Genomic DNA, 12,854 nt, shown 5'->3' with positions numbered 1-12,854 from the left:
CTGTTAACCGCGTCACAAAAACCTGCAAAGGCCGCCGCAGAGCGGTTTAACAGGGTTTTACATTAATGTGCCGTAACAGACCCTAAGGGCCGGAGCAGGTAACATGAAAGCGAGCTATTCATTGGACCGTGAGCGCCTGGTTATGAAAAAAACGGACTGGCCCATACGCTGGGATCTGCTGCTTCGCTACCGACTGATCGAAACCATTGCCCTGTGGGAAGGTCGCCTGACCACCAACCACATCTGCCACAGTTTCGGCATCGGTCGCCAGCAGGCGTCCAAGGACATCAACACCTATCTGCGCGAACTGGCGCCGGGTAATCTGGTTTATGACCGCCATCTGAAAGGCTACGTGCCGGCCGAGAAATTTCGTCCGGTGGTTACCCGTGGCGTGGTAAACGAGTATCTGGACCTGCTGGCCCGCCAGCAGAACCTGAGCAATACCTTTGAATCACTGAATATAGACCTGCCGGACAGCACCGTGGTTCAGGGCCCGAACCGGGTGATTGCACCGGAAACCATGCGTGCCGTGGTGACCGCCACACGCCAGGGCAGACAGTTGCGCGCCAGCTACGCCTCCCTGAGTCGACCTGAAGCGGTGGAAAGCATTCTGGAGCCCCACACGCTGGTTTGTGCCGGTAACAGCTGGCACTTGCGGGCCTGGTGCGACTCCAATCGGGAGTTCCGGGACTTCGCCCTGAGCCGTTTCCGGACCTCGCCCGAGGCGTTGCGGCAGCGTGCCAGGCACAGCCGCGAGCAGGACGAACACTGGAACCGTGAGGTTACCCTGGTCGTTACGCCCGACAGACGCCTGACCGAAGCCCAGCAACAGATCATCGCCCGAGACTATGGCATGGAACATGGCCGCCTGGAGGTCGCCACCCGCGCTGCACTGGCTCCCTACGTACTGTCCCGCCTCGGAATTACATTCGACAACGAGCATCCGGATCCTCTGGTACAGCAGCTTGAACTGGCCAATCCGGACCAGCTGGGATTTGGCAGCAAACGTGAACAGGCTCTGAAGGCCGTTGCCGGTCTCAGCTAAACTGCCGATGTGAATTCTAAAATTCGACGCTATTCCTTTCTCTGCTTCCTGATTCTGCCGTTCCTGCCTATGGCGGCAACGGCAGAATCAGCCTGTGGCAAACCCGCAACACCAATTTCCGAAACACAAGGGACCGGACCGGCCTCACCTCTGACAGGCAAGACGGTCACGGTGGAGGGTATTCTGACCCAGGATTCCCGATCAGAAGGCGGGTTTGGCGGCTTCTATCTTCAGCAGGCCGACCACCAGACCGACAATGATCCCACCACGTCCGAGGCCCTGTTTGTCTATACCGACCGCAAGGTCGGCAAAACCGGCATGCGGCTGCGGGTTACCGGCAAGGTGAAGGAATACCACGGACTGACTGAACTGGTAGCGGTCCGGACCATTGATATGTGCGGACAGGAAGCGCTGCCGGCCGCCATTCCGGTGACGCTGCCGTGGACGGTGGATCCGGAACACCTGGAGAATATGAGAGTGACCTTCCGCCAGCCCCTGACGGTGGTCGACAACTACAACCTCGACCGCTACGGCGAGCTGGCGCTGGCCGGCGCCGATCAGATCCAGCCCACCGAGTACCTTAAGCCGGGCGAGAGCGCCCACAGGGCATCCCTCCGCAACCGTCAGAACCGCGTACTGCTGGACGACAATCGGTCCATAAGAAACCCCAGGCCCATACCCTGGCCGCCCGAAGGTTTGTCCTCAGGATCTGTACGCGCTGGCGACCAGATTACGGGGCTCACCGGGGTGCTGGACTACCGTTTCGATGCCTGGAGAATCCAGCCCGCCCGGGAACCTGTCTTTCTGGATACCAACGAGAGAGAACCTGCGCCGGAGTCGCCGCCCGGTGATTCCGTGCGGATCATGGCGCTGAATCTCGGCAACTTTTTCAACAGCGATGGTCGCGGCGGCGAGTTTCCAACAACCCGGGGTGCCAAGACATGGGCAGAGTTCCAGCGCCAGCAACAGCGGCTGGTGCAAACGCTACTGGCACCGGACCCGGACATTCTTGCAGTCACGGAACTCGAGAACGACGGCTACGGTCCGCACAGCTCCATCGCCAGCCTGGCCGATGCCCTGGGCAGCCCCTGGCGGTTTGTCAGCACGCCGGGCCAGGACGGCGACGACGAGATCCGGACCGGCCTGCTCTATCGCGGCGACCGTGTACGCACCATCGGTGAGCCTGAAAGGCTTATCAGTGGGCCTTTCGCATCCGCCGGTCGACCTCCGCTGGCGCAGAATTTCAGTCGTGTCGATGGTGAGACAACGGTCCGGGTGATCGTGCCTCACCTGAAATCAAAATCCTGTCGGGGTGCAAGGGGGGATAATCGGGATCAGGCGGATGGCCAGGGCTGTTACGCCAGCCGGCGAACTGACGAAGCACAAGCACTGGCCGAATGGACCGGCATTGATAGCGAAGGCCTCGATTCCGCCGGCACCCTGATTATCGGTGACCTGAACAGCTACGCCCGGGAGCATCCCATTACGATGCTGGCAAGGGCGGGTTTTGTCAGCATGGTGCACCACTTTCATCCCTGCACCGAAACCAGCTGTCGCCAGTACACCTACCGATACCGTGGCGAGAAAGGGTCTCTGGATTACGCCCTGGCCTCCGAGAAAATGAAGCCACGGGTTGTGGGCGCGCGAACCTGGCTGGTCAATGCCGATGAGCCCAGAGTTTTCGGTTACCAGAGCGACTACGAGGTTGACGATCAAGGGCCCTGGCGATCAAGCGACCACAACCCGGTGATTGTCGACCTGGAGCTCTGAGCCCCGCCCCCTGTCCATTGGGGCTATCGGTTGGTTGCCCATCCGCCGGAGCCTGTGGGCATGTTGGCCAAGGCTCGGGAAGCCGATACCGGTAGACTGGCGAGAAGACCCAAAACCGGTGATCGCTGACAACCATGAGAATCCCTGCCCCCAACCTCTGGCCCGCTGCCCGCACAGGACAACGTTTTCTTCTCCAGGCTCGCCGCCGCACAGCGCTCGTGGATGACCACAAGATGGTTTTCCTGGAGCGGGGCGCTTCCGGCTCGGGGAACCCTACCGTCGTGCTGATACACGGCTTTGCCGCCATGAAAGAAAACTGGGCCCTGTGGCTGCAACGGCTGCCCAGACACTGGCATCTGTTGGTACCGGATCTGCCTGGCTTCGGGGAGAGTGATTACCGGCTCCACGCCTGTTACCGCTATGAGACCCAGGCACGGCGACTGGAACAATGGCTTGCGGGCTTTAACACCGACGATATTCATCTGGCTGGCAGTTCCATGGGCGGTGCTATAGCCGCCGTGCTCGCCCACTCACTGGATCCGAAGCCCCGTTCGGTAACACTGCTCAACAGCGCTGGAATCCCGGAACATAAGGATGTCGACATTCACGCCCCCCTGAGGTCCGACCGGGACGGCATCCTGATTCCAAAGGACTGGAAAGGCGTCTACCGCATGTTCAACAGCGTCGGCACCGGCAAGCCCACGGTCTCCGGGCTGGCCATGGCCGGTCTTCTGGGGCCGGACCTGCTGGGCCGCACCGACGCGCTGCGTCACATCTTCAGTGACATGGTGGCAGACGCATTGGCACCAGCGCGCTACCTGGGCCCCGACACACCGCCACTGCAGGTTCAGTGGGGTGATCGGGACGTGATCACCCCCACCCGCTGCATCGACTGGTTCGGCTCGGCCACGCCAGACGCGGAAATCCACGTATTCCGGGGCGTGGGGCACCTGCCCATGCTGGAGACACCCGCGCGATCCGCCGCGACTCTTGAGCGATTCGTCCACCGCCATGGCCGGTAAGCCGGTCAGGCCAAAGGTGCCTGCCAGCCATTGATTGGCCTTTCAGGCCATTTATTTCGTCAGTGGAGTCATGGGGGAACGGGCCGGTAGCCGCCATAATCGTTGAAACTGCGCGCTCTGCGACATAACAAGAACAGAATAAGACGAGGAACCCCCATGCGAGCCTCCGTTTCAACGGCACAGGACCTGGGCATGCCGGCCATTTATCTGCACCTCTTGGCCGAACTGCTGAATACCATCGGCGTTGATGAACAGGACCTTCTGCTTCGGGTCGGACTCGACCCGGCCCGCCTGCAATCCACCGATCTGCGGGTCAGTCAGACCCAGGCCAGCGAATTTGTTACCCGGGCCATCATCGAAAGCGGCGAACCGGGGCTCGGGATCATGCTGGCACGGGAACTGAAGTTGCCACTGCACGGCGCCCTGGGTACGGCGGTCATGAGCAGCCGGACCCTTGGCGATGCCATGGAGCTGATGACCCGGTACCTGACACTGCGGGTACCCCATCTTCAGGTCTGCAAACGGGAAACCGGAAAACTGGCCTGGTACATTGTCAGTTGTGACATCGATCTCGGCCCCCTGCAAGGATTTATCATGGACGCCATGCTGTTCGGATGCGTTTCCATGGGCGCACAACTGACTGGCTCGGTGGTTGATGGGTTGCGAATTGTCCGCCGGGGCCCGGAGCCGGCGTATTTCCATCGGTTCCGACCACAGATCCCGGTACCCGTAGAGTTTGGTGCCACGGAAAATGCCCTGGTGATCCCCACCGCGCGCCTGGACCTGCCCGTGCGCTTTACCGACGATCAACTGGCGGCCTCATCCAAAGCCCAGTGCGAGGAGGCCCTGCGGCAGTTGACCGAGGATGCCGGATTTGCCTGCCGGGTTCGGCGGGTGATCGAAACCAGCCACCCCTTCCCCCCGAAACTGGCCAGGGTTGCGGGCACCTTGTTCGTCTCCGAAAGGACGCTCAAACGCCGGCTGCAGGAGGAAGAAGCCAGCTTCCAGCAGCTGGTGGATCAGGTTCGGCTGGAACGGGCACAGGATCTGCTCCGCAGCACCGGCATGAATCTGAGCCAGATTGCAGATGCCCTGGGCTACGCCGATGCGGCGAACTTCACCCGCGCCTTCAAGCGCTGGACGGGGGCCAGCCCCAGCCACTACCGGAGCGCGCCCACCCGCTCCGCCCCGACGCCCGCGGAGCGTTCACTGGCCACCGGGTGATCAGTCGATCCCGATAATCTTGTGCATTTGCAGGGTGAGACGCCACTGGGGGTGAGCAAGACAGTAATCGGTAGCGCGGCGGGTGTTGCTTTGCTTGATCTCATCCACCGCCGTTTCCGGCATTGAAGGTGAGGCCATGGGCGACAGGAAATAATGGCTCGCGCGGATGCCGAGGAATCGCTCCGGCATCGCCAGGGGCTGCGGATAAACCAGCTTCAGCTCGTCACAGGCCTCGATAACCACAGGGGCATCGGCCTTGGGACTGACGCAGAGCCAGTCAATGCCTTCGGGGGCTGGCAGGGTGCCATTGGTTTCTACCCCGACCTCGAACCCTTCCCGATGAAATGCCTCAATCAGGGGAGCATCCAGCTGCAGCAGGGGCTCGCCACCGGTGCAGACCACGTAGGGCTTGCCGGGTGCGTCCGGCCAGAGATTCCGTATGTGACGGGCAAGGGCTTCCGCTGTCTCAAAGCGGCCGCCATTCTGGCCATCCGTGCCCACAAAATCGGTATCACAGAAATTGCAGACCGCACTGGCACGGTCTTTCTCACGCCCGGTCCAGAGATTGCACTTGCTGAAACGACAGAACACCGCTGCCCGCCCCGCCTGGGCACCTTCGCCCTGGAGGGTGTAAAAGGCTTCCTTTACCCGATACATCAGCTGGCAGCCTCGTATTCCAGAGGATCATCCACACCATTGGTGGCAAACGCTTCCAGCCGCTCAACGCACGACCCACAACGACCACAGGCCTGTTCACGGCCGTTGTAACAGGTCCAGGTCTGGGAATAATCCAGGCCCAGACGGAGACCTTCGGCCAGAATCTGGCCCTTGTCCATGGCCATGAAGGGCGCCTCAATGGCCACCGGTTCGTAGTTGGCAACCCGGCAGACCGCGTCCATTTTTTCGACGAATTCCGGGCGACAGTCGGGGTAGATGGCGTGGTCGCCACCGTGAGCGCCGTACCATACAGCGCCGGCGCCCGCCGTCACGGCGTAACCGGTTGCCAGCGACAGGAGGATCATATTGCGGTTCGGCACCACCGTCGCTTTCATGCTGTCTTCCTCATAGTGACCTTCCGGTACATCGAGATCCGAGGTCAGCGATGAACCGGCCATCACCTCACTCATGGCGCGGATGTCGATCACTTTGTGGGGAATACCCAGCGACTCACACACCGAACGCGCGCACTCCAGCTCCCGGACGTGACGCTGCCCGTAGTTGAACGACAGCGCATGAACCTTATGTCCACGTTCCCTGACCAGATGCAGCAGAGTGTAGGAGTCCATGCCTCCGGAATAGATTACAACCACGGTGTCTGTCATTCGGGCTCCCCGTATGGTGCGATTGGGTTTGGGCTGGTTTACTGTCGCGCCCGTTGCCTGTTGCTGTCATCGGGCTTTTACAATGAATGGACATATTGTAACAGTGCAGGCACAGGTTGGGTTCGCGTCTCGGTTGCGGGGCGGGTAAACTCAGCGAAAAACAACTCATCAGCTACACTGACTCCATGACCACTATCCAGCCGGCATTCATCGATTTCGAGGCGTCCAGCCTTGATCTGATCGCGAGCTACCCCATCGAGGTGGGGATCTGCATGCCAGACGGCACCCTTCATAGCTGGCTAATCTGCCCCCATGTCCTCTGGCAGGACTGGTCGGAAAGCGCTGAGCAGATTCACGGGATTACCCGCCAGACTCTGGAAACGGACGGCATTGCCGTCGGTGAAGTGGCCAGGGCGCTCAATGAGCTGTTGCCGGCGCAGGTTTTTTGCGATGCCTGGACGTTCGACAGCTTCTGGCTGCACCGGTTGTTCAGGGCTGCCCGCATCACTCCGGCATTTCAACTGGAGTCGATTTCGGCCCTGTTGGATACCCAACAGGTACGCCAGTGGTCGGCGATTCGCCAGCAGGTGATTACCGAACTTGGCTTGCCAGTGCACCGGGCGGCAAATGACGCCCTGATCCTTCACAAAACCTGGGAACGGATTGCCCTAGACCAAGAAGCCATGGTGCCGTTAACGGGTCAAAGCCGCCAGGCCTGAGGCGGTTTAAGGCGATCAGTGCCTGACGTGGCGGACCCGCAATGCGATGACTTCAAGACCGTCCCGAAGGGTATTCAGCGTCCAGTAGGTGACCAGCGCCATCAGCGCGGCCCCTGTTACTGTAAACACCAGATTCTCACCCACAACCTGCTCCTTGGCGGCGAACAGGTAAAGGCCCAGGGCAACAATCAGGGCGAGCTCGATCAATGCGTGCGAACGGAATTTTTTACTGGCAGATCCGGCGTCGTCGGACATTTTGCTAGGTTTCAACCTCTGTCTTTGTCTGGCAATGAATTAAAAGATAGTGTGCAAATTATCGCCAGAACAGAGAAAAACATCTGTACGAAGTAGTGGCTACGAAGATTCCACTACCCAAAAAAAACGCAGCCATAAAGGCTGCGTAGAAAGGAGAGATCCATTGACTGCCTGGCGCGGCAGGCAGTCAGGATTGCACAACGTAAAACACGTGACGCTGCGAATTATGGCAAGCGCTTCTGGCGCCGTCTGTAGGGGTTTGCCGAAGAGTAAGACCTATTGCAAACCGTCCGTTAGCCTATACACTGGTAGTCGAACCGAAACATAAGAGCCGGTATGACCAGAATGATTCCACAGTTTATTGCTTACCCAGCAGCAGGTTGCCATGCAGTGCAGTCTGTTCGCGCCATGGTGAAAGACATCTAACGGCTTTCGGTCAGTCCCGGGAGCCTTCGTAGCGACCGGGTCAGATTCTCCGCGAAACCCCGGTTGCTTCAGGCGCCGGGGTTTTTGTTTTTGCAGCCGCAAAACGACAAGGAGAACATCATGAAAAGACATCCGACAACTCGCGCAGCAAACCAGCCCATGAACAATCGTCAGGGCCCGATCAAGCGCCCGGAAAAGCTGCCGCTGCTGGATGCAATTTGTAAAAAACTGAATCAGCGCGTCAACCTGGACGACGAACAGCGGGTGCTGGGTGTTTACGAGCGGGGCTGGATCTTCAAAGGCGTTCTGGGCAACCTGAACGACGCAGAGGCACGGTACGTGAGAGCGTTGGCTACCCGCTACAATTCCTGGATTGCAAAGCAGGTCGCCTGATTCGACTCCTGCAGGTCTGAACCGGTCAGTGGCGCCGGTTCAGACCCTGCATCATTGCCATGTCGCCACCGTGAACCATGGCGTAGTTATTCACCACATCGTGGATCTTTTCCTGGGAATAGGGCTTGACCACGTAGCCATTAGCGCCGGCACTGATCGCCCGTTGAATACTCTCTATGGAATCGTCCGCCGTCACCAGCACAATGTGCTGCTCCTCGCGGGCATCCTTGAACTCCAGCATCAGCTCGTGGCCGTCGCCATCCGGCAGGCCCAGATCCAGCAGGATAATCTGAAACTCCCCAGCCTTGAAGGCGGCCCTGGCTGACGCCGCATCGACACACTCGATCACCTTGGTTGCACCAGCCTTGTAGAGCATATCCACCAGCCGCTCGCGCATCACCGGCTCATCTTCCACTACCAGTACTCTCAGATCCGTCATGGGGGTTGCTCCTGTCAAGCTGTCGGGTCGTTGCCGGTGCGCCGGGGCAGATCCAGTGGCGCCGGGCGAGGTTTACCCATTTCGCTGTCGCCAGACCAGGCCGAGTTCTCGTTATTTACGGTTCTCGCCTCTTCCATGCCAAATCGTGTGAGGATATTGCTGATGCTCACCGCCGTTGTGTACAGAGAAATGGCAATAATCAGAAGGATCGGCTGAACAAAGGTCACGAAACCGGGCACATCTGCGCTCCCCAGTATACTCAATATCAGGATGATTGCCGGGCCCAGTACCACAAAGAGGGTCAGCGCGATGAAGAAAACAATCCGTTCCTTGTAACGCCCGAGATCCCGATTGGTCACCAGCCCGAGGACGAACTTTCCGATAGCAAGGCCCGCGAGAATGGCGGCGGCGATACTCAGGTCTGGTCGAAGCAGTGTTTCATACAGCCGACCTTCCCACAGCCTTTGCATGCCAATGATCAGAAACGGAAACAGCACAAACAGGATGTCTGCGTAGGTTCCGTACATCATGCTCAGGGAATGGTGTTCTCGGCGTTCCGGCAATTCACTCATCGGGTTCTTCCTGTTGGTTGGTCTCGACACGTCAGCCCGGGGCCTTTGCCGAAGTGACGGCACGATCTATCATTTCACCGAGTCCCCGGAGTTCGCTGCGAACCCGGTCCCAGTCCGGTTCGGTGACTTTCACCAGGTCTTCCAATACACCCGCCTGTCGGGTCATCAGCGGGTAGCCCATGGCACCCGCCGTGCCCTTGATCTGGTGGGCTTCGGTTTTCATTGCTTCCCGATCCGCTGTCGCCAGGGCGTCTTCCATCCGCGCCCGGCGTGCGGCAAGGCCGTCAAGAAACTGTGCAACCAGATGGGCAATTTCGTCATCCTCGCTGGCGTCCGCAGCGGCAACCGCACCAGCACCAAGCAGTCGATCCAGCAGGGAGGTCAGGTGGGACTGATCAATGGGCTTGTTCAGCACCCCGTCACAACCGGCATCGAGCAGGGCATCGGTTTCCTGCTGATCACCAGCCGTAAAGGCAATCACCGGCCGCCGGAACCCGGCCTGGCGCAGCAACCTGGTTGCAACGACCCCATCCATCCCGGGCATGTGACGGTCCATCAGAACCAGATGAACAGTATCGGACAGCGCCGTCCGGACCGCTTGGTCGCCAGTGGTAACCGACAGCACATCCAGACCCGCGCGGCGTAGCATGCGCTCCACCAGCTGCCGGTTCTCGGTATTGTCCTCGGCAACCAGCACCTTGCCCTGATAGCGCGGCGCGGGGCTCTCGACAAGCTCCTGGGCAACCGAGAGATACCGGGCCAGGGCTTCATAGAACCTTTGCTTGTCGATGGGCTTGGCCAGATGCTCATTGCAGCCCGCCAGCCGATAATCGGCAATGTCTTCAGACATCACATTCGCGGTCAGGGCAATCACCGGCGTATTTACCCCGGCCTCCCTCAACGCCGCCGTGGCATCGCGGCCGTTCATCACCGGCATCTGGATATCCATCAAGATCAGATCAAAAGGCTCGCGAATGGCAAGCTCCAGGGCTTCAGCGCCATTACTTACATGCACCAGCTCGGCGCCGGTTCGCGACACCAGCAGGGACACAAGACGCCGGTTCACGTCGTTGTCTTCGGCGCACAGGATTCGCCCGGACAGTCTCGGAGCGACCACCATCGGTATGGCCCTGCGGCGCTGGCTCAGCTCAGACGCATCGCGCAGGAAATGCACCGAATCCAGTGGACCGGTCCGGATCGACAGCTCAAACTCACTGCCCTCGCCATAGGTACTGTTGACCCGGATACTGCCGCCGAGCATTTCCGCGAGACGCCTCGAGATACTGAGCCCGAGACCGGTACCGCCATACTGTCTGGAAATGGCAGCGCTACCCTGGGCAAACGGATCGAAGAGCCTTCCCAGCTGTTCCGGCTTCATGCCAATGCCGGTATCCACCACCCTGGCCACCAGCAGTTCCTGCTCGCGATCGCAGCGGACCACAAGGGAGATGGAACCCTTATCGGTAAATTTCAGGGCATTACCACACAGGTTGATGATGATCTGGCGCAGCCTGGTGGGGTCGGTGAGGACCTGCTCCGGCAAGGGGTACTCGCAGATAATACTGAAATCCAGACCCTTTTCCCGGGCCCGGGGGGCGAAAAAGGCGCGGATTTCATCGAGGAGTTCCGGCAGATTGACCGACACGATATCCACATCCAGTTTGTTGGCGTCGATCTTCGAATGGTCGAGGATGTCGTTGACCAGGTCCAGCAGATGACGACCACTGCGCACCACGGTCTCTGCGCTGCTCCGTTTCTCCGGATCACTGAGGTCCGGATCAAGCAGGGTTTCACCGTAACCAATGATCGCCGCCAGCGGTGTGCGTATCTCATGGCTCATATTCGCCAGGAACTGACTCTTTGCCTCGGCCGAGTTTCGGGCCAGCTCCTTTTCGAGCCGCTCCTGCTCGCGCTCCCTCTCGATTCGCTGCCGGTTGTGACTCTCCGTAGCATCAATGCAGGTGCCTTCCAGGTGGGTTGGATCGCCGTCGCTGTCATAAACCGTATGGAGCGAGATGGTGGCCCAGCGCTCGTCGCCGTCCCGGGTCAGGTATCGGGCCTCTATGCCCTTGACTGTCCCCCGGGCCTCCAGCTGTTCGATCACCAGCCGCCGGAGGCGGTCATCGGCGATGCAGGTTTCCAGCACGTCCGGATTCCGTTTGAGCAGTTCGCGGCTGCTGTTGTAGCCCAGCAGGCGCGCCATGGCCGGATTGGCAGTAACAAATCGCCGGTCCGGAGACATCTGGAAGACACCCTCAATGGCATTGTCGAACAGCGACTGGTAGCGCTGAAGATTCGACAACGCCCGCTGGCTCCAGCCCAGCGCCTCGCCCTGAACCTGTTTGATCCGGTCGGCCAGGGCAAACGAGAACAGAATAATCTGTGCGGTCAGACCAAACTGGGGCGAGTAGGCAGTGAAGGTGTTCAACGGCAAGATACCCATCACCGTCAGGGCGTAGATACCGAAGCCCACCAGGGCCAGTGTCCAGGCAAAGAAGTAGGAACGGGCCGCCGGGTTGTAATAACGCCAGGACAGGTAGCTGACCACAATCAGGATCAGGCTCAGCAGCACGGAGCCAACCACAATCCATTCCATGGCCACGTGGTAGGGCAGGAACAGGGACAGCACAAAGGTCGCAACCACCGAATAGAGACAGAGGCGGATCACCTGGTCCAGGTCGGCAGACCGCTCCCGGGTCTCCAGCAGTGACCGTGCCATCAACAGGCCCCAGAACCAGGTCAGGATGATCTGGAAGTGCAGGAACTGCTTGTCGAACAGGGCGGGGCGGCTATCCAGCAACTGGATACCGTGGACCTGTTCGGTGAAGATAAAGGTGGTCGCGAATATCAGATAGAGCACGTAATAGATATTGCTTCGCTCACGCACCGAAACCGCGACGAAAAGGTTGTAGGCGAGAATGGCGAGCACCGCACCGAGCAGGATGCCCCGAACCAGCTCATCCACAGAGACTTTTTCAATATAGCTGTCCGGGTGCCAAAGACTGATTGGTAAACGGAAGGTGTTGGTGTTAACCACCCGAAGATAGACGTGGCTCAGCGAATCGGGTGCCAGGGAAAGTCGGAATGTGGGATTGGGCACCGCCAGGTCCCGTTCCCGCCAGTTGTCCTCGTAACCGGCCTGGCGTTGCTCGACCAGGGCACCGTCACGAATCATGAACAGGGCGACCTCATCCACCAATGGCAGGGCAAGCTCCAGGATCCAGCCGTTCTGCTCCAGGCTTCCGGCAGAACGCAGGTCGAGGCGCACCCAGTATGCCGACTCGGTGTAGCCCAGGTTCAACACCCCGCCTTCGTGGCGGGTAAAGGCACCCGATTCGAGTTGGCGCACCTCCTCAAGTGAGAGCGACTGCCCGGGATCCTCCAGGTACCAGATACAGCCGCCCAGATCGCGGATGCTCTCGACGCCTTCATCAAGGACAATCTCGCCATCACGGCAGGGCACGGCTGCACTGGCCGGGGACGGCATCATCGCCGTGGCCAGAAGCAGCAGGGCCACCATAAAAGACGTCACCGCTGGGAGCGCCAATTCAAGCCATTGCCGCAAAATGTGATCTCCGCGAGGGTAGATACCTGTTTTTTGTTTTACTGTCAGTAACCGCGCCGGGCAATCCCGTCCTGGTGACTCACTTTAGCCGTTTACACCGTT

The 12,854-nt window shown here is 59.7% G+C and carries 12 protein-coding genes; 6 read left to right on the top strand and 6 right to left on the bottom strand.

Going from position 1 to position 12,854, the window contains the following annotated elements:
• Positions 1-103: 103 nt before the first annotated feature.
• The 4 genes from SIC15_RS00590 (at position 104) to SIC15_RS00575 (ending at position 5,061) form a co-directional block, all read left to right on the top strand.
• Positions 104-1,045, top strand: a complete 942-nt coding sequence (locus tag SIC15_RS00590) for a helix-turn-helix transcriptional regulator (protein ID WP_069182504.1) — start codon at positions 104-106, stop codon at positions 1,043-1,045.
• Between the two features lie 9 nt (positions 1,046-1,054).
• Entirely contained in the window at positions 1,055-2,815 is a 1,761-nt protein-coding gene (locus SIC15_RS00585; RefSeq protein WP_412536844.1) for an ExeM/NucH family extracellular endonuclease, read from the top strand.
• Positions 2,816-2,949: 134 nt separating this feature from the next.
• Complete coding sequence (locus SIC15_RS00580; RefSeq protein ID WP_412536843.1) at positions 2,950-3,837, top strand: alpha/beta fold hydrolase; 888 nt, start codon at positions 2,950-2,952, stop codon at positions 3,835-3,837.
• A 156-nt stretch (positions 3,838-3,993) separates the two neighbouring features.
• The gene (locus SIC15_RS00575; protein WP_412536842.1) at positions 3,994-5,061 is read left to right on the top strand and encodes an AraC family transcriptional regulator; all 1,068 of its coding nucleotides are present in this window, start codon (positions 3,994-3,996) and stop codon (positions 5,059-5,061) included.
• On the opposite strand, the gene queE is transcribed toward SIC15_RS00575, so the two are convergent.
• Entirely contained in the window at positions 5,062-5,718 is a 657-nt protein-coding gene (gene queE, locus SIC15_RS00570) for a 7-carboxy-7-deazaguanine synthase (RefSeq protein WP_412536841.1), read from the bottom strand.
• Positions 5,718-6,383: a 7-cyano-7-deazaguanine synthase QueC gene (gene queC / locus SIC15_RS00565; protein ID WP_412536840.1), complete on the bottom strand. Its 666-nt coding sequence runs from the start codon at positions 6,381-6,383 to the stop codon at positions 5,718-5,720. The genes queE and queC overlap by 1 nt, the downstream gene beginning before the upstream one ends.
• A gap of 185 nt (positions 6,384-6,568) precedes the next feature.
• On the opposite strand from queC, the gene SIC15_RS00560 reads away from it, so the two are divergent.
• The gene (locus SIC15_RS00560) at positions 6,569-7,102 is read left to right on the top strand and encodes a hypothetical protein (protein ID WP_412536839.1); all 534 of its coding nucleotides are present in this window, start codon (positions 6,569-6,571) and stop codon (positions 7,100-7,102) included.
• A gap of 15 nt (positions 7,103-7,117) precedes the next feature.
• On the opposite strand, the gene SIC15_RS00555 is transcribed toward SIC15_RS00560, so the two are convergent.
• Positions 7,118-7,372, bottom strand: a complete 255-nt coding sequence (locus SIC15_RS00555) for a hypothetical protein (protein ID WP_412536838.1) — start codon at positions 7,370-7,372, stop codon at positions 7,118-7,120.
• A 531-nt stretch (positions 7,373-7,903) separates the two neighbouring features.
• Between SIC15_RS00555 and SIC15_RS00550 the strand changes: the two genes are divergently transcribed.
• A complete protein-coding gene (locus tag SIC15_RS00550; RefSeq protein ID WP_069182498.1) occupies positions 7,904-8,176 on the top strand; it encodes a hypothetical protein in 273 nt (90 codons plus the stop codon).
• 25 nt (positions 8,177-8,201) lie between these two features.
• Here the strand turns inward: SIC15_RS00550 and SIC15_RS00545 are convergent, their stop codons facing one another.
• From SIC15_RS00545 to SIC15_RS00535, 3 genes are read right to left on the bottom strand one after another with little or no spacing between them, the layout of a single operon-like run.
• Positions 8,202-8,615: a response regulator gene (locus SIC15_RS00545; protein WP_069182497.1), complete on the bottom strand. Its 414-nt coding sequence runs from the start codon at positions 8,613-8,615 to the stop codon at positions 8,202-8,204.
• Positions 8,616-8,629: 14 nt separating this feature from the next.
• A complete protein-coding gene (locus SIC15_RS00540; protein ID WP_412536837.1) occupies positions 8,630-9,187 on the bottom strand; it encodes a hypothetical protein in 558 nt (185 codons plus the stop codon).
• A gap of 31 nt (positions 9,188-9,218) precedes the next feature.
• Positions 9,219-12,707: a response regulator gene (locus SIC15_RS00535; protein ID WP_412536836.1), complete on the bottom strand. Its 3,489-nt coding sequence runs from the start codon at positions 12,705-12,707 to the stop codon at positions 9,219-9,221.
• Positions 12,708-12,854: the final 147 nt, after the last annotated feature.

The sequence above is a fragment of the Marinobacter sp. MIT932201 genome, from assembly GCF_047123295.1.
Classification (GTDB): Bacteria; Pseudomonadota; Gammaproteobacteria; order Pseudomonadales; family Oleiphilaceae; genus Marinobacter; species Marinobacter salsuginis.
The sequence above is the reverse complement of the archived record's forward strand: the minus strand, read 5'-3'. Positions and strand labels throughout refer to the sequence as shown.